This window comes from Yersinia sp. 2542 StPb PI (assembly GCF_048593855.1).
Lineage (GTDB): Bacteria > Pseudomonadota > Gammaproteobacteria > Enterobacterales > Enterobacteriaceae > Yersinia > Yersinia enterocolitica_E.
This window is the reverse complement of record NZ_JAZGQA010000045.1, coordinates 1-19,139: the sequence shown is the minus strand read 5'-3', so window position 1 is coordinate 19,139 and position 19,139 is coordinate 1. Positions and strand designations below refer to the sequence as shown.

Genomic DNA, 19,139 nt, shown 5'->3' with positions numbered 1-19,139 from the left:
CCTGACTAAAGGCGCTTACGGCCTGTAAACAGACTGATGAGGAATAGGACAATACCCACTACAAAGACGACTTTTGCGGCCCAGGCTGCCGTACCGGCTAGCCCACCAAAACCTAATGCCGCAGCGATTAAAGCAATAATCAAAAATATAATGCCCCAGCGAAACATAAGCCTCTCCTTCCCGTTTTAAAAAATGGCTTTCTACACTTAGGTTAAAAACAGCGTTTTTAACTCTCTCTGTCTATTTAACAGTAGTGCGTTTAACAGAAGTCGCATTATTAACAGATTTATTATTTGGCTGACGGGCTTATAAAGCTTATTCCGTAAGGTATTTCTCCCTCACGAAATACCCATCAGCCGATAATAATTAAGGTTTGATGCTCAGATCATTTTTAACGCTTTTCACGCCATCAACGGCTTTAGCAATACTTTCAGCACGTTCGGACTGAGCTTTATTCTCAACACTACCTGATAACTGCACCACACCTTCGGTGGTTTCTACTTTCACTTTACGTGAGGGTACGATGTCATCAGCCAGCAATTTGGCTTTGATTGAACTGGTTGTTGCAGCATCACCAGCATATTCACTGACTGATTGTGATTTCTGGTCTTTCACATGCAGCTTATCGCTGACAGATTTAACGCCTTCAACGTTTCCAGCAATTTCAACGGCAGTTTCAGCTTCAGCCTGAGAAGTCACAAAACCAGTCAGAGTGACCACACCATGGTTGGTTTCAACAGAGATATCAGTGCTTTTAAGAGATTTCTCTTCCAACAGAGCGCTTTTCACTTTAGCTGTTGCAGCGCTGTCACCCATGTAGTTATCGACTTTCTTCATGGAGCTATCGAGTTTCGCGCCAGTGCTGTCTACGACGTTGTTTGTCTTATTGAGCATGGTGTCTTCAGCGAACACGCTACCACTCATAAGTGCAGTACCTAAGACAACAGCCATCATTGAACGGGCAAATTTTGTATTTGTCATCGATTTCTTCCTTTGTCGTTATAAACCGTAAAGGGTTATGAAACTTAACTTGTTATAACACCCAAACTTACGGATTTTTACGCCACCCAGAGAGGTGACCAGTTGATGAATACTTTACGATTACTACAGGTTATTTGACCTAAAATTGATGCACGTCAATCCTGCGTGTACCTATAAAGATAGAGCATCTCAGAATAAATACAGTCGGAATCGCCCTAAAGCCGGATTTTTATGATTAAGTAGGAGTTATCCTAAGGAGGAAATAGTGAAGAGAATTAATGAATCGGGGTACCCTGTACCCCGATAGAGTGCGGCTTGGCGGGTGATTAATGTTCGCGGGTTTTACGGAAATTCACTTCCGGGTAACGTTCTTGCGTAATATTAAGATTTACCATCGTTGGGGCGATATAGCTCAAGTTATCACCACCATCTAATGCCAGGTTAACCTCATTCTTACGTTTAAACTCTTCGAACTTCTTCACGTCATCACATTCAACCCAACGGGCGGTAGAGACGTTAACTGATTCATACACCGCTTCCACGTTGTATTCACTTTTCAGTCGTGAAGAGACCACTTCAAACTGTAGAACACCGACTGCGCCAACAATCAAATCGTTGTTGGTCAACGGGCGGAACACTTGCACCGCGCCCTCTTCTGACAACTGAACCAGACCTTTTAGCAACTGCTTCTGTTTCAATGGATCACGCAGGCGAATACGGCGGAACAATTCAGGGGCAAAGTTCGGTATGCCGGTGAACTTCATATCTTCACCTTGGGTGAAGGTATCACCAATTTGAATGGTACCGTGGTTATGCAAGCCAATGATATCGCCAGCAAAAGCTTCTTCTACATGAGAACGGTCACCAGCCATAAAGGTCAGTGCATCTGAAATTACTACGTCTTTCTTGGTTCGCACCTGACGCAGTTTCATCCCTTTCTCAAAACGGCCAGAAACTACCCGCATAAAGGCAACACGGTCACGGTGTTTCGGGTCCATATTTGCCTGAATTTTGAACACAAAACCGGTAAATTTGGGTTCAGCCGCAACCACTTCACGGGTATCGGTTTTACGTGGCATCGGGGCCGGAGCCCATTCAACCAAACCATCCAACATATGATCGACGCCGAAGTTACCCAAAGCGGTACCGAAGAACACCGGCGTTAAGTCACCAGACAAGAAAGCATCATGCTCGAATTCATGAGAAGCCCCCTGTACCAGTTCCAGTTCCTGACGGAACTGTTTAGCCAAGTCCTCACCTACCGCCGCATCCAAGTCTGGGTTATTCAGCCCTTTGACGATGCGCACTTCCTGAATGGTGTGACCTTTACCCGTCTGATAGAGATAGGTTTCATCTTTATAAAGGTGGTAAACCCCTTTAAACAACTTACCGCAGCCAATCGGCCAGGTGATTGGTGAACAAGCAATTTTCAGCTCACGTTCCACTTCATCCAGCACTTCCATCGGATCACGAATATCGCGGTCCAATTTGTTCATAAAAGTGAGGATTGGTGTATCACGCAGACGGGTTACTTCCATCAGCTTACGGGTTCGATCTTCAACCCCTTTTGCCGCGTCAATCACCATCAGACAGCAGTCCACGGCGGTCAGAGTACGGTAAGTGTCCTCGGAGAAGTCTTCATGCCCCGGGGTATCGAGTAAGTTAACCAGACAACCGCCATACGGAAATTGCATCACCGAGGTGGTGATGGAGATCCCGCGTTGCTTTTCCATTTCCATCCAGTCTGATTTGGCATGATGGCTTGAGCCACGGCCTTTTACCGTACCGGCGGTCTGAATTGCGTGTCCGAACAACAACACTTTTTCGGTAATGGTGGTTTTACCGGCATCGGGGTGGGAAATGATCGCGAAAGTACGTCTTTTCGCGACTTCCAGTGCGTATTCACTTGGAGACATAATTTGAGATTTCTACTTTTAAGCCGCCCTGCTCTGGGCCTCATATCCTATTGATATGCGGGTCAGGCAAAGCGAGGCATTGATTGTGGCGCTATACCCTGCTTATTGGAAATTGCAGCAGGCTTAGCGGCAACTCCTATCACGTCGGGTATAAGTGGCTATAGCGCGGTATTTTCTCTGATTTATGCGAGATAGACAATTTATTCAAGACAAACAGTCGTTATTCAAAACAAACAGTCATTATTCACGACTGACAATCGGCAAAACGGGGCTATCCCATCGGCAGCGCCATCATAATGGCATCTTCACGCCCATCGGCACTCGGGTAATAGTTGCGCCGCACAGAAACCTCGTTAAAGCCTAAACTCTCATAGAGGGCGATAGCCCGTGCGTTTGAAGCCCGCACCTCAAGCCAGAGAGTGACGATATCACGTGTTGCCAACTGCTCAATCAGATGTTCAAGCAGTAAACGGCCATACCCCTGCCGCTGATAGTGCGGATCGATGGCGATATTAAACAGCGTCGCTTCATCCAACACCATTTGGGTAATGGCGAAACCGACCATTTGTTGACTGACACTCAACTTAAAATTGAGATAGCGCTCCCCTTGGTTACTGACCAGGGTTTTTTCCGTCCACGGGAAAGCGTGGCTGGCTTGCTCAATTTTGTACGCTGTGGCCAGATCGGCTGGCGTCAGGATAGAAATCTGCTTCATGGTGACAAATCTGCTGCCAAAGTGCGCGCTTAGCGCTCGCGTCTTGATAAAGTCCGGCCAATGCCGGGCTGTGTAACTGCGCGCCAGCGACCGCAAGCGGTTCACTGATGCCCAATCGCCAACTGTTGCACTGCGTATCTTCCGGCAACATTGCAACCCTGTCCGGCGTCAGCGCATAAGCCTGACGCGGCGTGAGACCCAAGCTGTGCAACACATCACACAACAGGGGATCATCATATTCAGGAAGCTGGTGTGCCACAATCAGCAGGCGGGTATCTTCGGGTAAACGAACTGCGATTTCACCCTGCAAGACGGCCGGGCGGCGCAATGTCCACTGCGTAATGCCTAGCTGTTGTAACAGCAAGTCTCGTCTTGATGCCATGCCATTTCCTGTCAGAGCGACCCGTATTTCGACGCTATGCTAGCAAACCCATCGAACATGCGCCAACAAACCTCTATAATCCCCGATCATATTATTAAGGAGCCAAAGACTGATGTCAGCATTAACCCCAGCCAGTGAAGTGATACTGCGCCATAGTGATGAATTTATAGCCCGCCATGTGTTGTTTGCCGGTGATTTACAAGATGCGCTGCCAGCGCAGTTTGATGCAGCCGGGGTACGGGTTCATACCAATCAATATCACCACTGGCAATTACTGAGCAATACGCTGGAAGAGAATGTGCAATTCGGTCTTTTGGCCACTGCCGACATGGTGGCTAACTGCGATACGCTGGTTTATTACTGGCCGAAAAGCAAACAGGAAGCCCAGTTCCAATTGGCTAATCTCCTTTCGTTATTGCCTGTCGGTACCGATATTTTTGTGGTGGGTGAGAACCGTAGTGGCGTGCGCAGTGCAGAAGAAATGTTATCTGAATTTGCGCAGTTGACTAAAATCGACAGCGCCCGCCGTTGCGGTCTGTACCATGGCCGGTTGGATAAACAGCCGGAATTTGATGCCGATGCCTGGTGGGAAAGTTACCAGGTGGGCGATGTGACAGTTAAAACATTGCCCGGCGTATTCAGCCGTGACTCGCTGGACTCCGGTAGCCATCTGTTACTGTCTACGTTCAGTGAGCCATTTAAAGGCAATGTGCTGGATGTCGGCTGTGGTGCAGGTGTGCTGGCCTCTGTATTGGCGCAGCAATCACCTAAAATCAAATGGACTCTGAGTGATGTCTCTGCGGCCGCTATTGAAGCCAGCCGAGCGACATTAGCGGCGAATAACATCGACGCGCAGGTGATTGCCAGCAATGTCTATTCCGACATTAAAGGCCGCTTCGAGATGATTATTTCGAATCCACCGTTCCATGATGGTATTCAAACCAGTCTGACTGCGGCGGAATTGTTGATCCGCGGCGCAACTGCTCACCTGCATGTCGGTGGTAAATTGCGGATAGTGGCGAACTCCTTCCTGCCTTACCCTGCACTGCTGGATGCGGCATTTGGCAGCCATGAAGTGCTGGCCCAGAATGGCCGTTTTAAGGTGTATCAGGCAACTGTCGGGCGTGCGCCACGAGACGCCAAGAAAAAACGTTAAAACTAGGCGTTAAGATGGGCCATCCCTTCCACGCCGTAGCGTTCACCCGCTGCGGCATGGAACGGGAATACTGCATCCAGTGCTGCCAGCTCTTGCGGGCTGAGTGCCAGATCGAGTGCCGCCAGATTCTCTTCCAGATAAGCACGCCGTTTGGTCCCAGGGATTGGGACAATATATTTCCCCTGCGCCAATACCCAGGCCAGCGCCAGTTGAGAGGGTTTAACCCCTTTCGTGCGCGCCATTTCCACCACCGCATCAGCTAATACCAGATTCATGGCAAAATTATCCCCCTGAAAACGCGGGTTATGACGGCGGAAATCATCAGCAGCCAGATCTTCCGGGCGGCGTAACGCTCCGGTCAGAAAACCGCGCCCCAGAGGACTATAAGCCACAAAACCCACACCTAACCGTTCGCAGGTCGCCAATACAGAAGATTCCACATCTCGGGTCCAAAGTGAGTATTCACTCTGTACTGCGGTAATTGGATGCACCTGATGGGCCTTCTCTAATGTTGCCGCTGAGACTTCACTCAAACCGATATAACGTATTTTACCGGCAGTGACCAAATCAGCCAGAGTGCCAATCACATCTTCAACCGGTACACTCGGGTCGCCACGATGCTGGTAATAAAGGTCAATAACATCAACACCCAACCGCTTCAGGCTACCGTCAACAGACTTACGAATATAATCAGGCTGGCTACTGACGCCCCGCACTGTCGGGTCAGTCGGATCACATACAATGCCAAATTTAGTGGCCAGAAAGACCTGATCACGTTTGCCTTTAATGGCGCGTCCAACCAACTCCTCATTGGTAAATGGGCCATACATGTCAGCGGTATCGAGTAAAGTCACCCCCAACTCCAGCGCGCGATGTAACGTCGCAATGGATTCATTCACGTCCTGATTGGTGGAGTAAAAGTCACTCATCCCCATGCAGCCAAGCCCCAGCGCTGAGACTAGTGGGCCATTCGAACCTAATTGACGTTGTTGCATTGTGATATTCCCCGTTAATGATGTCGGAAGAAAGTGTGGTTGTTTAGCGAGGAAAGATAAATAATGCAGATTGCTCATTACTGTTCAAAAAACACCAACAATGGACGAGTGCAATCATGGACCAAATACAAGCTATGCGGATATTTGTCCGTATTGTTGAATTAGGTAGCTTCAGTCGCGCGGCGGAGAAACTGCAATTGCCCCGCGCAACGGTCAGCCATACCTTAAAACGGTTAGAGCAGCGCTTAGGCGTGCGTTTATTGGTGCGCACCACCCGGCAAGTGAATATCACCGCGGAAGGCACACTGTATTACCAGCGTTGTTTGCAATTACTGTCGGCGTTTGAAGAGGCTGACTCGCTGTTCAGCCATCAGCGGCTGCAACCGGAAGGGAAAGTACGCATTGATATGCCACATTCGCTAGCCCGCAATGTGGTTATCCCCGCACTAAATGACTTTTATCAGCGTTATCCCCATATCACGCTGATTCTCGGCGCGAATGACAGTACCATTGACCTGATGCGTGAAGGTGTCGATTGTGTTTTGCGTGCATGGCTGCCCCATGATGAGCAATTAGCAGCACGTAATATTGGTCAGCAACCACAGATAACCTGTGCGTCACCAGCTTATCTCGCCAAATATGGTGTTCCGCAGTCCCTCGACGACCTGGCCGGCCATCAAGCGGTGGGTTATTTTTCACAGATGAATGGCCGTGATTACCCATTAGAATTTGTTTATCAGGGGAAAGTTGAAAGCCGCACGTTACCTGGCATCTTGAGTGTCAATGGTGCCGATGCTTATATCGCAGCCGGTGTCGCAGGCCTGGGATTGATTCAAGCTCCCACGCCAGGTATTCAGGGCCAATTAACCCAAGGCGAACTGATTGAGGTGTTGCCCCACTGTCCACCACCGGCCATGCCGCTGTTTATTATGTTCCCTGCGGGGCGCTTTCTTGCCCCTAGAGTAAGAGTGCTGATTGACTGGCTGATTGAACTGTTTTCCGATTATCCACAGTTATCACCAACACGACCAAGCGGGCGTTAAAAACTAAAAATACTTCTGTAATCAAATCAATTGCTCAACATATGATGCTTTTTACAGCAAACGTCCCGCTTAGGGGAAATAAGTATTGACCTGAACGTGAAAATCTCTAGAATTCGCCTCCGTAGTTGCTTTATAAAAGTGATGTTCCGGTACGCGATGGTGGCGGAATTGGTAGACGCGCTAGCTTCAGGTGTTAGTGTTCTTACGGACGTGAGGGTTCAAGTCCCTCCCTTCGCACCAAACATACTTTTCTTGGCGATTCGTAGTATATCCCCAACGTAATTGGCATTGCAGGCAGCAAACCAACCCAGATAGGCTTACTGCGGTAAGTGATTGAGGTTTAATAGCCTGTGGCTTCAAGTACGAGGGGAGATTTATATTGCACAGCACATGCGATGGTGGCGGAATTGGTAGACGCGCTAGCTTCAGGTGTTAGTGTTCTTACGGACGTGAGGGTTCAAGTCCCTCCCTTCGCACCAAGCTGGTGATATAAATCCTAAGCTTTACTTTTTTAAGATATACCCAAAATAATTCGAATTGCAGAAAGACGGCAAACGAGTGAACTCCCAAGAGCTTACACCAGTAAGTGACTGGGGTGAACAAAGGCAGCCAACGCAGATGCAGTTTGAAGTATGACGGATATAAGCAGTAAGAAATCATTTGGGCGATGGTGGCGGAATTGGTAGACGCGCTAGCTTCAGGTGTTAGTGTTCTTACGGACGTGAGGGTTCAAGTCCCTCCCTTCGCACCACAATGATTTCAAAAGCACAGTAATACCTCTCTTCTGGCAGGACCTCTTCCTGAAATACACGTAAATGCCTGTAATACAGAAAATTCAGCCAATGCGATTGGGTTCAATGCATCCCACTGTGCATTAACACCGCCGTCAGGCCACCCAACAGCGCCAGACATGATGGCAGCAATAAGAAATGCCGTAACCGCGCGTGATACAACATGCTAACCGTGGCCAGCATGGCGAGCACAATCAGGATACGTAACTGACCGACGGTGATATCTGCCCATCCCAAAACCGGCAGTAAAGCAAAAGGCAGCAATATCCCCCAACCACTAGACATACCACGGCTCAATAATCCACTGATCCCACACCAGCGATAAGCGGCTAATCTGGCTGTAATCATAATAATGGCCCCAAGTGATAATGATAACCAATATCATATATCACTCTGTCGCAGTCTGCACTATGAAGTTGTTAGCAGCGGACAGACAGCGACAACATCAAGTTAAGAAACATCATGATGACAGGCTGAAACAAAAATGGTAATTTTGGTTAAGAAAATTCCTAAAACGATACTAAAACGCTTCAAACAAAAATAATTACTAAGAAAAACTATTTATCGTGATACCTAAATAATAGGGCTTCATGAGGATATTGTTTATTTGTCTACTGACAGCACGACATTATGCAGAGTGAATTGAATATGAATAGCCATTCCTACGATCAGCTTCTGAAAAGTAAGCATCGGCTCTCTTTACTGCTTTTTTTATTTCTTAATGCGTCGTCTGCTATTTTTAGTATGATATTACCGTCACCTGAAACGCCAGCAGTGACATTACCGATAGTACTGATCACGGTTATCAGCCTGAGTACCGCAGCTTATCTGATTTTTATTTCGAAGAATTATGCCAATAAACTGAATTTATTTTCAATAATCATGGGCCTGCTTTGGGCCTGGCAAATCATTCTTAAATACGAATATTTGGGTAATAATGAAAATAACTACTTACTACTCAGCCTGTTTACGATTTTCTTTATCAGCACCATAGCCCTGTCTGATAATTTCCTTGCTTTTTGTCTACACAGTGCACCAGCAGCATTAACCGTTATTTTACTCGACGATTTTCAAAATATTTTCCGTATTGTATTCACCATCATGCTGCCACTGATTGGTTTCTCCTTACATCATTTGATGCTACGTCGTAGCGATGACTTTACCCGAAAACTTGTCGCACGCCTTTATAATGAAAGGGAAAAATTCAGTGATTTAAGCATGATAGACCCCTTAACCAGTTTGTATAATCGCCGTGGTCTGGAGAATAAACTTGAAACACTGCTGGCTCAGTCTCCCGGCAATCATTACGTATTGTTGCTCGATATCGACCATTTTAAAGCTTATAACGATAACTATGGTCACACGATGGGGGACCAAGCACTGGTACGTGTTGCGGCGGCTATCCGTGATGCTGTTCGTTCACGGGATATCGTGGTGCGCTACGGTGGCGAAGAGTTTTTAGTGCTACTGACTCATGTGAGTGAAGAGTATGCAAGCCAGTTGGCTGAGCGCGTGCGCCAACGGGTTTTAGGACTTGATATTCCACATGTTTTTAACCATAAGGTTTCTACAACCGTGACATTGAGCGCAGGTATTTCTCCTCTGCAAGCCTATGATCTGGCCTCCTCGCTTAAAGCCGCGGATGAAGCACTTTACCGGGCCAAAAAAGATGGCCGGAATAAAGTTGCCTTTGCCGGAGAGAAATTATCAAACGTTGAATCGTCACCTTGATTAAATGACGCGGTACAAACTCAATTATTATTTTCTTCGATAATGGTTGAGTTTAATACTGCGATATTATATTTCACTTTCATTATGTTATTAAACCTTGTCATTGCATCTAAAAAAATAAATCACTAGCTCATCTGCTGGCAGATAACATCTATTTAAGCGAATCATCCTTCCGCACAGTTGAACATAATTAGCGTTTAAAACCGTAAATTGCGCTATTACCCCCCAGTTCAAATACCCATCCATCATCCAGGCAATGTTGCTCAATGTCTCAGGGTAATCTGGCCCATATTCGTATATCACAATACATGTACAATAATGATTATCATTTATATAAAGAAAAACCATGCAGGGAGAGTATTGCGAATCAGGGTCTGGGGCTTAGCACTGTTTTTTACTATAACGGATTATTTTGTTGCTTTGCTAAACCGATTCTTCTACTTTTAGCAGCAAATAGGATTGAAGAAAACAGGGGTTTATCATGGAAAATACCATTTGGGTTTTAGGTGATGCTGTAATTGATTTAGTTCCTGAAAATTCAAATAATTACCTTAAGTGTCCAGGTGGCGCACCTGCCAATGTGGCGGTCGGCATCGCCCGATTGGGTGGTAAAAGTGCCTTTATTGGCCGGGTTGGGCAAGACAGTTTTGGTCGTTTTATGCAGCAGATATTACAACAGGAAAACGTCGATACCCACGCGATGACACAGGATCCGCTGCACCATACCTCTACAGTTGTGGTGGATTTAGATGAGCATGGCGAACGCACTTTTACATTTATGGTGACACCGAGTGCCGATCTATTCTTACAACCAGATGATTTACCTGAATTTAAAAGCAATCAGTGGCTGCATTTGTGCTCTATTGCCTTAAGCCAAGAGCCGAGCCGTAGTGCCGCCTTTGAGGCGATGCGCCGTATGAAAGCCGACGGTGGTTGGGTCAGCTTTGATCCCAATATCCGTGCCGATATCTGGCGCGAACCACAAGCGTTGCTCCCCTGTCTGCAACAGGCGCTGTTATTGGCCGATGTGGTGAAACTGTCGTTGGAAGAACTGAACTTTATCTGCCCAGATCAGGATATTGCTGGCGCAATGGAACAGTTGATGGCCGACTATTGCTGCAAATTGCTACTGGTAACACTGGGTGCCGATGGCGTTTGGGTACATAACCGCCATCGTCTGCAAAAATACCCGAGTAGGAAAATCACCCCAATAGACACGACTGGCGCGGGTGATGCCTTTGTCGCTGGGTTGCTGACAGCATTGGCACGGCTACCGAATTGGCATTTAGGTGCAGATCTCACCGCCGCCATCGATCAGGCGCAAGCCTGTGGTGCTTTAGCCACCAGCGCTAAAGGAGCAATGACTGCGTTACCTAATGCTCAACAGTTGCGGCATTTTCTCCAACCCGACCACTAACTGCATAAATCCTCCTCTGCATGAACCATTTAGGATGTCGCCTTTGACAGGCAGGCATCCGCCCCTCCTCTTACCTGTCACTCTTTTTGCTAAACACCCAGCATGTTAGCGCCTGCCACATGCATTATCGCGCGCGCCTTCTTCCTGCTCATCGCCTTATTCGCCTCAAAAAGTCATGCACTTTGCAGTCTGGATCACAATAGCTGAATCGGGTTAGCAAAATGTTTTGCTAATCCCCAAGGATCCCCCTTATGTTAGCCATGAAAAACCGGTTTAGCTGTTTAGCACAAATACAATCAATCACATACCGAGTGATATAAAATGATGATAAAACCAAGCTATCTTGCTGTATCAATAGGACTTATCCTTTCTTGTGCAGCGACAACCACCTCTGCAGCCTCACCCTCGTCTTCCTCAAACATGGATATTGAAGCCCGCCTCAATGCGCTGGAGCAACGATTGCAACAAGCGGAACAACGGGCAAAAAATGCAGAAACACGCGCCGAAATTGCCGAAAAACAGGCACAAAAGCTGGAAACTCGAACGCGTCAGGCAGAAGAAAAGACGGTTCAGGTGGCTAAGCGCACAGATAAACTGGAAAGCAAAACACAGGATGGCAACGGTTTTGAGTTTCATGGTTATGCCCGTTCCGGCCTGCTAATGAACGACTCTGGCACCGGCACCCAAGGTGGCCCATATGTTTCGCCAGCCGGCAGTACCGGAGGGGCAGTTGGCCGCTTGGGTAATGAGCCTGACACTTATGTCGAAGTCAATTTGGAGAAAAAGCAGAAGCTGGATAACGGTGCCACCACCCGCTATAAAGTAATGCTGGCAGATGGTCAGCGCAGCTATAACGACTGGACAGCCGACAGTAGTGACCTCAATGTGCGCCAGGCATTTGTCGAACTGGGCACCCTGCCAACCTTTAACGGTATTTTTAAAGACAGTACATTGTGGGCCGGTAAACGTTTCGATCGCGATAACTTCGATATTCACTGGCTGGATTCCGACGTGGTATTCCTTGCCGGTACCGGTGGCGGTATTTATGACATCAAATGGACCGATAACCTGAAGAGTAACTTCTCGTTATATGGCCGTAATTATGGTGAGATCGAGAATGTTAATAGCGATATTCAAAGCTATATTTTCACTGCCAATAACTATAGCGGCCCCTTCCAGTGGATGGTGAGCGGGTTGCGCGCCAAAGATAATGAGGCGCGCCAAAATAGCGGTGAAACCGTTAATACTAATGCCACAGATAAAGGTATTCACAGCATGTTGGCCTATCACGGTGACAGCTTCTATGGGCTACGTGATGGTACGTCAAAAACCGCGCTGCTGTACGGCCATGGTTTAGGGGCTGAAGTAAAATCTATCGGGTCCGATGGCAACTTAACCAGCAGCGCAGATACCTGGCGTTTGGCGACTTACGGCACCACCGCATTAAGTAAAAACTGGAGTCTGGCCCCAGCAATATTGGCGCAACAAAGTAAGGATCGTTATGTCTCGGGCGATAGCTATAAGTGGATAACATTCAATACCCGCCTGATTCAAGAAATCACCGAGAACTTTGCGTTGGCTTATGAAGGTAGTTATCAGTACATGAACCTGGACCCACAAGGCTATAAGGATTATCACAAAGTCAGTGGCGGTTTCTATAAATTGACCTTCGCCCCAACCTTTAAAGCCGGTGATATCAGTAATTTCTTCAGCCGACCAGAAATACGGGTGTTCGCCACCTATATGGATTGGAGCCAAGATCTGGATAACTACGCCAAGGATGATTCCTTCGGTAAAGATGGTTTTGCCGCCGGTGGGCAATGGAACTTTGGTATCCAAATGGAAACCTGGTTCTAACTATTGCTCACCGCGGTAATCACGACGAATACCGCCTGCTGCCGTGACGATCCTCGGCATGCAGGAATCAAAATAAATTTGCGAGGGATATCATGAATATCAATGAGACCGTAACGGCTCTGCTCCCATTGCTTGGTGGTAAAGAGAATATAGTCAGTGCTGCACACTGCGCCACTCGCCTGCGTTTGGTGCTGGCAGATGACTCTTTGGTGCAAAAATCAGCGGTAGAGAAACTCGATGGCGTTAAGGGCTGCTTCAGCAATGCCGGGCAGTTACAGGTTATTTTCGGTACCGGGCTGGTCAATAAAGTTTATGCAGAATTTATCAAGGTGGCAGGTGTAAACGAAGCCAGTAAATCTGAAGCTGCCGCTGTGGCCGCGCGTAAACTCAACCCGTTCCAGCGCATTGCCCGCCTGCTATCTAATATTTTTGTCCCGATCATTCCGGCAATTGTGGCGTCCGGCCTGTTAATGGGCTTGCTCGGCATGGTGAAAACCTATGGTTGGGCCGATGCTGACAGCGCGCTGTTTATCATGCTGGATATGTTCAGCTCCGCTGCCTTTATCATTCTGCCTATCTTGATTGGTTTCACCGCTGCCAAAGAGTTTGGCGGTAACCCGTATCTGGGGGCAACACTGGGCGGCATTTTGACGCACCCAGCGCTAACCAATGCCTGGGGAGTGGCGGGCGGTTTCCATACTATGAATTTCTTCGGTATGGAGGTGGCGATGATTGGCTATCAGGGCACTGTATTCCCGGTGCTACTGGCAGTGTGGTTTATGAGTATGTTGGAAAAACGCCTGCGCAAAGTGATACCTGATGCGCTGGACCTGATCCTCACACCCTTTTTGACCGTAATCATTACTGGCTTCGTTGCACTATTATTTATCGGCCCTGCCGGACGAGTGTTGGGGGATGGGATCTCGCTGGTACTTAGCACTCTGATTACCCATGCTGGTTGGCTGGCCGGGTTACTGTTTGGTGGGCTTTATTCCGTGATAGTGATAACCGGCATCCATCATAGCTTCCACGCCATCGAGGCCGGGCTATTGGGTAATCCGAATATCGGGGTCAATTTCCTGTTACCCATCTGGTCAATGGCAAACGTGGCACAAGGTGGAGCCTGTTTGGCGGTCTACTTTAAGACCCGCGATGCTAAAATTAAAGCCATCGCCATCCCATCGGCATTTTCTGCCATGCTTGGTATTACCGAAGCGGCTATTTTTGGGATTAATTTGCGCTTTATCAAACCCTTCCTTGCTGCGCTGGCAGGTGGTGCATTAGGAGGCGCTTGGGTCGTCGCGAATCATGTCAATATGACCGCGGTGGGCTTAACCGGCATCCCGGGCATCGCTATCGTACAAGGCAATTCAATTGTTAATTATCTGATTGGATTGGTTATTGCATTTGGCGCTGCATTTATTATCTCTCTACTGCTTAAGTACAAAACGGACAGCGAATAATGCAAGAAGTCAGTTTGCTAAAACAACTTACGCTGGCAGTGATGCGTGGCCAAATCCGCGCATCGCGTGACCCTCATCGGCCAGGCTGGCACCTGGCTCCCAGTGTCGGGCTGCTGAATGATCCCAACGGGTTTATTTATCATGCTGGCTATTACCATTTATTCTATCAATGGAACCCGTTGGATTGCCGCCATGGCAGTAAATACTGGGGCCATTGGCGTAGTGTCGATCTGGTTCAATGGGAGCATCAGCCTGTCGCATTGGTACCCAGTGAAGAATATGAAAGCCACGGCTGCTACTCAGGTTCTGCCGTCATTGCTGATGACCGAATCACGCTGATTTACACCGGTAATGTGAAATATCCTGATGGTTCGCGCACCGCATTCCAATGTCTGGCACAGGAGAATGAACGAGGGGAATACGACAAATTAGGGCCAGTGCTCCCATTACCTGCGGGCTATACCGGCCATGTTCGCGACCCGAAAGTCTGGCAGCACGACGGTCAGTGGTTCATGGTTTTAGGCGCGCAGGATAAGCAACTGCAAGGGAAAGTGCTGCTATTACGCTCCGATGATTTACGTGAATGGCACAATCTGGGTGAAATTGCCGGTTCTGGTCTGGGTGGATTAGGCCCGTTTGGCTATATGTGGGAATGCCCTGACATGTTCAGGTTAGCGGATCAAGAGGTGCTGATTTTCTGCCCGCAGGGCATCGCCGCTGAAGCAGAGCGTTACCGTAATACCTTCCAGGCTGGCTATTTACTGGGCCAGTTGGATTATACCAAGGCAGCATTCACCCATCAGGATTTCCACGAACTGGATCTCGGCTTCGAATTCTACGCGCCACAAACCACGCTGGCCGCAGATGGCCGCCGCCTGTTATTCGCCTGGATGGGCATCCCGGATGAAGATGAGTTGTATCAACCCACCGTAGCCCATGGTTGGATCCATACCATGACCTGCCCACGAGAGCTGAGTCTGGTTGACGGCAAAGTCATTCAACGACCCGCGCGTGAATTGCAGGCATTGCGCCGTGAGCATCGTCAGTGGCAAGGTCGTGCTCAACAGGCACCGGCACTCTCCATCCGCAGTGCTGAAATGATAGTCGAGGTTAGTGCGCCATTTATCCTCGAATTAGGCGATGAAATGATGCTGATATGGGATGGTGAACGTATCACACTAAGCCGCCGCAATCTGCGTACCGGGCTGCAAGAGTTCCGTTATTGGCGCGGCCAATTGCAGCAGTTACAACTGCTCTGCGATAGTTGCAGCATAGAGATATTTATCAATCAGGGAGAGGCGGTAATGACTACATGCTACTTCCCGACTGAAGACCCGATAGCAATCTTTAACGGAAATGCTGAACTGTGTCTGCAACACTGGTTGTTGTCTTCGCCCATGTTAGAATGAACTATCTTTCAAGGCGACAGATTCACTCAGTGAAAAACAATAACCTGTGAAAAATCATAAACGAATTACCATTAACGATATTGCCAAACTGGCTGGTGTGTCGAAATCGACCACCAGTTTGGTGCTCAATGGGCGTAGCAAGGAGTATCGTGTTTCCGATGAAACGCGGGATCGTATAATTGCCTTGGCCAACGAACATAACTATCAACCGAGCTTCCACGCCCGTTCTCTACGCTCAACCCGCAGCCACACCATAGGATTGGTGGTCCCGGAGATGACCAATCACGGATTTGCCCTGATTTCACGTGAGCTGGAGATGCTGTGTCGCGAAGCTGGATTACAGCTACTGATTGCCTGCACCGATGAGAATCCCGGCCAGGAAATGATGGCGGTCAATAGCCTGGTTCAACGTCAGGTCGATGGCCTGATTGTCGCCTCCAGCCAGCTCAATGACAGCGAATATCAAAAGATCAATGCCCGCCTGCCAGTGGTGCAGATGGATCGATTAATTGGTGAATCAGATTTGCCGCTGGTTATCACTGACTCGGTAGCCTCCACCGCCATACTGGTTGAAAACGTTGCCCGCCAACATCCTGATGAGTTTTATTTTCTTGGTGGTCAGCCACGCATCTCCCCTACACGCGATCGGCTGGCTGGTTTTCAGCAGGGGCTGCAACAGGCAGGAGTTACCTGCCGCCCTGAGTGGGTCCTAAATGGCCATTACCTACCCAGTTCCGGTTATGAAATGATTGCCCAACTCTGTGCCCAATTAGGCCGCCCCCCCAAAGCGGTGTTTACTGCCGCCTGTGGGTTGTTAGAAGGTGTACTGCGCTATCTCAATCAGCATCAATTAATGGACAGTGAGATTCATTTATGCAGTTTTGACGATCACTATCTGTTTGACTGCCTGCCGTTGAAAATAGATACCATCGCACAAGATTGCCAAGGGCTGGCACGCCACAGCTTTGAGATGATCACCAGCTTGATTGCTGAATCAGCACTGGCGCAGAATCAACTGATTCTGCCAGGGCAGATCCATTGGCGACATCCGGGTTCTAAGGCGCTCAATGAGCAACACTGAACCGGTGACCACCCCTGCATTAGCCGACTCCTGGCGGCGCTGCCAAAAATTGATGCAAGCCCACCAATGGCGAGTACCTCACCGGGCCGTGGGTGCGACGTTCCAGTCAATTTGTCAGCGCAAAAATGACTTGCTGGTATTAGGTCAGGCGGCATTGGAAGATGCTTACGAATATATGGAATCACGCCCTTGTGTGCTGCTGATTCTGGATGAAAGTGGCTGTACTCTATGGAAATGCGGGCATCCGCAAACGATAAGTCAGCTACAGGCGTTAGGGATTGATTGCGGCAGTTATTGGGCAGAAGGGCTAATGGGTACCAATGCCCCGGCGCTGGCAATTGCTGAAGGCAACCCGATACAAGTCAGTGGCCAGCAGCATTTTAAACAGGCGCTGCATCCGTGGCGCTTTTGCGCCACTCCGGTGTATGACAACAGTGGCCGCCAACGGGCGGTCATTGTTTTAGGTAGCCTGCTCACCGAACATGCGGCAAGTGATTTGCCTCTGACATTGGCTATCGCCCGCGAAATTGGCAATTATCTCCACGCAGATAGCTTATTAGCAGAAACTAACCGTCATCTGAATGAACTCAATGCCCTACTCGATGGTGTGGACGATGGTGTCATGGCATGGGACCAACGCGGTTGCCTGCTGTATCTCAATCGTCGTGCTGCGGCTATTTTACAACTAGATGAAACCAGTAGCCTCGGCAAGCCGGTCACAGATTTGCTGACCTTACCCTCCTTACTGACCCACGCCATTTTACACCGTAATCCCCTCAGCCACGTCGAGGTGACCTTTGAGAATCAGCAGCAATTTATTCCGGCTCTCTTAACCCTCAAACCCATCCCAGATGGTAACCGCTGCGGCTTTATTGCATTACTCCATCCACAAGAATTACTGCGGCAAATGGTGCACAACCAATTAGGGGGGGCTAATTGTACTTTTGATGATATGCCGGTTGCTTCACTAGAAATGCGCCGCCTGGTGCGTTATGGCAAGCAGGCTGCCAAAGGCCGGCATCCGATTTTACTGCACGGGGAAGAAGGGGTCGGTAAACAGCAGCTGGGGCAAGCAATCCATAATGCCAGCAATCGCGCCGATGGCCCTTATATCGTCTTAAATTGTCAGGCATTGCCACAAAATTTCATGGCGCGAGAATTTCTTGGTAGTGATGCCAGTGAAGGGGAATCCGGCCAACCCAGCAAATTTGAACTGGCTAACGGTGGCACCTTATATCTGGAACAAGTTGAATATCTGTCGCCGGAAATGCAGTCAGCTCTGCTGCAAATCGTCAAAACTGGCATGGTAATGCGGGTCAACTCTAATCGGGTGATCCCAGTCGATGTCCGAATTATTACCGCCACCGGGGCAGATTTGCCCTTATTGGTTAAACAAGGGCGTTTTCGCCGCCAGCTATTTTATACCCTACAATCTTTCGAATTACATATTCCACCACTGCGTCAGCGTCAACAGGATATCCCCCCACTGGTACAGCATACATTGGCAAGCATTGGGCAACATTTCCACTGCCAATACCAGCCAGATGAGAGTGTTATCCGTCAGTTATGCCAATACCCATGGCCCGGAAATGATCAGGAACTGAAAAGTGTGGTGGAGCGGGCCGCCATGGCTTGCCGCAATAACCGCATTAACCTCAATGATTTGCCAGAGCATCTACTGGGGGAGAGGCTGTTATTAGAACCGGAGATGCCGCAACCTCAGCCTGTCTTATCACTACAAGAATTAGAAAGACAGGCCATTATTCGTGCGGCACTGGTGTGCCAAGGTCAGCTAAATGAAATGGCGACCTTATTAGGGATAGGCCGCACAACCTTATGGCGAAAAGTAAAACTTCATCGGCTGGATATCAGCCAATTTAAGGGTGGCGAGTCATAATCTCAATGCACCGCCCAGTCAGGGAAAATCATCGGTAAAGTTAATTGGCATTACATGATCCTTAGTTATTAATGCTCGCCAGATTAAAATGGTTTTAGGTTATTATCGATTTAAAAAAGCCAGTTACACTATGGTAAAGCGGCATAATATCAAAAATGGAACATTGTTCTATTTACGTGGATCACATTTTTTGACATTTATAGTTAAATCATAAAAAACCATCTTATATTGAAAGTATGGATAATTTTTAACTCATCTGGCACGCCTATCAGTAACAACTGCATTTTATTCACTCGCGTTACTAC

At 48.3% G+C, this 19,139-nt stretch carries 16 protein-coding genes and 3 tRNA genes; 12 read left to right on the top strand and 7 right to left on the bottom strand.

What is annotated here, in order from left to right; translation table 11 throughout:
- Positions 1-5: 5 nt before the first annotated feature.
- The 5 genes from V1952_RS08140 to V1952_RS08120 form a co-directional block, all read right to left on the bottom strand.
- Positions 6-167, bottom strand: a complete 162-nt coding sequence (locus V1952_RS08140; RefSeq protein ID WP_004876076.1) for a DUF1328 domain-containing protein — start codon at positions 165-167, stop codon at positions 6-8.
- A gap of 199 nt (positions 168-366) precedes the next feature.
- Positions 367-981 carry a molecular chaperone OsmY gene (gene osmY, locus V1952_RS08135; RefSeq protein ID WP_372557942.1) on the bottom strand — a complete coding sequence of 205 codons (615 nt, stop codon included), beginning with the start codon at positions 979-981 and terminating at the stop codon, positions 367-369.
- Between the two features lie 326 nt (positions 982-1,307).
- Positions 1,308-2,897, bottom strand: coding sequence for a peptide chain release factor 3 (gene prfC / locus V1952_RS08130; protein ID WP_005191790.1), 1,590 nt, complete (start codon positions 2,895-2,897; stop codon positions 1,308-1,310).
- A 271-nt stretch (positions 2,898-3,168) separates the two neighbouring features.
- Entirely contained in the window at positions 3,169-3,612 is a 444-nt protein-coding gene (rimI, locus tag V1952_RS08125; protein ID WP_083160698.1) for a ribosomal protein S18-alanine N-acetyltransferase, read from the bottom strand.
- Complete coding sequence (locus V1952_RS08120) at positions 3,557-3,994, bottom strand: DNA polymerase III subunit psi (protein ID WP_372557941.1); 438 nt, start codon at positions 3,992-3,994, stop codon at positions 3,557-3,559. The genes rimI and V1952_RS08120 overlap by 56 nt, the downstream gene beginning before the upstream one ends.
- Before the next feature lie 112 nt (positions 3,995-4,106).
- Here V1952_RS08120 and rsmC point away from each other — a divergent pair, with 112 nt between their 5' ends.
- Entirely contained in the window at positions 4,107-5,150 is a 1,044-nt protein-coding gene (rsmC, locus tag V1952_RS08115; protein WP_420070895.1) for a 16S rRNA (guanine(1207)-N(2))-methyltransferase RsmC, read from the top strand.
- A 2-nt stretch (positions 5,151-5,152) separates the two neighbouring features.
- Here the strand turns inward: rsmC and V1952_RS08110 are convergent, their stop codons facing one another.
- The gene (locus tag V1952_RS08110; protein WP_420074592.1) at positions 5,153-6,145 is read right to left on the bottom strand and encodes an aldo/keto reductase; all 993 of its coding nucleotides are present in this window, start codon (positions 6,143-6,145) and stop codon (positions 5,153-5,155) included.
- Between the two features lie 116 nt (positions 6,146-6,261).
- Between V1952_RS08110 and V1952_RS08105 the strand changes: the two genes are divergently transcribed.
- From V1952_RS08105 to V1952_RS08090, 4 genes are all read left to right on the top strand, one after another.
- Complete coding sequence (locus V1952_RS08105) at positions 6,262-7,188, top strand: LysR family transcriptional regulator (RefSeq protein WP_420074591.1); 927 nt, start codon at positions 6,262-6,264, stop codon at positions 7,186-7,188.
- Positions 7,189-7,341: 153 nt separating this feature from the next.
- A tRNA-Leu gene (locus V1952_RS08100) sits at positions 7,342-7,428 on the top strand.
- Between the two features lie 152 nt (positions 7,429-7,580).
- Positions 7,581-7,667: transfer RNA gene (locus V1952_RS08095), tRNA-Leu, on the top strand.
- A gap of 185 nt (positions 7,668-7,852) precedes the next feature.
- Positions 7,853-7,939, top strand: a tRNA-Leu gene (locus V1952_RS08090).
- Positions 7,940-8,042: 103 nt separating this feature from the next.
- Here the strand turns inward: V1952_RS08090 and V1952_RS08085 are convergent.
- Entirely contained in the window at positions 8,043-8,327 is a 285-nt protein-coding gene (locus V1952_RS08085; protein WP_372557938.1) for a DUF1435 domain-containing protein, read from the bottom strand.
- Between the two features lie 282 nt (positions 8,328-8,609).
- Here V1952_RS08085 and V1952_RS08080 point away from each other — a divergent pair, with 282 nt between their 5' ends.
- The 7 genes from V1952_RS08080 (at position 8,610) to dhaR (ending at position 18,834) form a co-directional block, all read left to right on the top strand.
- A complete protein-coding gene (locus V1952_RS08080) occupies positions 8,610-9,710 on the top strand; it encodes a GGDEF domain-containing protein (RefSeq protein ID WP_372557937.1) in 1,101 nt (366 codons plus the stop codon).
- A 481-nt stretch (positions 9,711-10,191) separates the two neighbouring features.
- Positions 10,192-11,127, top strand: coding sequence for an aminoimidazole riboside kinase (locus V1952_RS08075; RefSeq protein ID WP_420074590.1), 936 nt, complete (start codon positions 10,192-10,194; stop codon positions 11,125-11,127).
- A gap of 321 nt (positions 11,128-11,448) precedes the next feature.
- Positions 11,449-12,984, top strand: a complete 1,536-nt coding sequence (locus tag V1952_RS08070) for a carbohydrate porin (RefSeq protein WP_420074589.1) — start codon at positions 11,449-11,451, stop codon at positions 12,982-12,984.
- A 92-nt stretch (positions 12,985-13,076) separates the two neighbouring features.
- Positions 13,077-14,447, top strand: coding sequence for a sucrose-specific PTS transporter subunit IIBC (locus V1952_RS08065; RefSeq protein ID WP_032907263.1), 1,371 nt, complete (start codon positions 13,077-13,079; stop codon positions 14,445-14,447).
- Positions 14,447-15,856 (top strand): glycoside hydrolase family 32 protein, encoded by a 1,410-nt coding sequence (locus tag V1952_RS08060; protein WP_372557933.1) that lies wholly within the window; start codon positions 14,447-14,449, stop codon positions 15,854-15,856. Before V1952_RS08065 ends, V1952_RS08060 begins: the two co-directional genes overlap by 1 nt.
- A gap of 46 nt (positions 15,857-15,902) precedes the next feature.
- A complete protein-coding gene (locus V1952_RS08055; RefSeq protein ID WP_372557932.1) occupies positions 15,903-16,937 on the top strand; it encodes a LacI family DNA-binding transcriptional regulator in 1,035 nt (344 codons plus the stop codon).
- On the top strand, positions 16,924-18,834 hold the full coding sequence (gene dhaR, locus V1952_RS08050) for a dihydroxyacetone kinase operon transcriptional regulator DhaR (RefSeq protein WP_372557931.1): 1,911 nt from the start codon (positions 16,924-16,926) through the stop codon (positions 18,832-18,834). Before V1952_RS08055 ends, dhaR begins: the two co-directional genes overlap by 14 nt.
- The last annotated feature ends 305 nt before the right edge of the window (positions 18,835-19,139 follow it).

Coding starts and splice junctions, on each gene's coding strand:
- V1952_RS08110 (WP_420074592.1), bottom strand. CDS start 6,145: ATGCAACAACGTCAATTAGGTTCGAATGGCCCACTAGTCTCAGCGCTG.
- V1952_RS08075 (WP_420074590.1), top strand. CDS start 10,192: ATGGAAAATACCATTTGGGTTTTAGGTGATGCTGTAATTGATTTAGTT.
- osmY (WP_372557942.1), bottom strand. CDS start 981: ATGACAAATACAAAATTTGCCCGTTCAATGATGGCTGTTGTCTTAGGT.
- V1952_RS08070 (WP_420074589.1), top strand. CDS start 11,449: ATGATGATAAAACCAAGCTATCTTGCTGTATCAATAGGACTTATCCTT.
- rimI (WP_083160698.1), bottom strand. CDS start 3,612: ATGAAGCAGATTTCTATCCTGACGCCAGCCGATCTGGCCACAGCGTAC.
- V1952_RS08105 (WP_420074591.1), top strand. CDS start 6,262: ATGGACCAAATACAAGCTATGCGGATATTTGTCCGTATTGTTGAATTA.
- V1952_RS08065 (WP_032907263.1), top strand. CDS start 13,077: ATGAATATCAATGAGACCGTAACGGCTCTGCTCCCATTGCTTGGTGGT.
- V1952_RS08080 (WP_372557937.1), top strand. CDS start 8,610: ATGCAGAGTGAATTGAATATGAATAGCCATTCCTACGATCAGCTTCTG.
- V1952_RS08060 (WP_372557933.1), top strand. CDS start 14,447: ATGCAAGAAGTCAGTTTGCTAAAACAACTTACGCTGGCAGTGATGCGT.
- V1952_RS08085 (WP_372557938.1), bottom strand. CDS start 8,327: ATGATTACAGCCAGATTAGCCGCTTATCGCTGGTGTGGGATCAGTGGA.
- V1952_RS08140 (WP_004876076.1), bottom strand. CDS start 167: ATGTTTCGCTGGGGCATTATATTTTTGATTATTGCTTTAATCGCTGCG.
- rsmC (WP_420070895.1), top strand. CDS start 4,107: ATGTCAGCATTAACCCCAGCCAGTGAAGTGATACTGCGCCATAGTGAT.
- V1952_RS08120 (WP_372557941.1), bottom strand. CDS start 3,994: ATGGCATCAAGACGAGACTTGCTGTTACAACAGCTAGGCATTACGCAG.
- prfC (WP_005191790.1), bottom strand. CDS start 2,897: ATGTCTCCAAGTGAATACGCACTGGAAGTCGCGAAAAGACGTACTTTC.
- dhaR (WP_372557931.1), top strand. CDS start 16,924: ATGAGCAACACTGAACCGGTGACCACCCCTGCATTAGCCGACTCCTGG.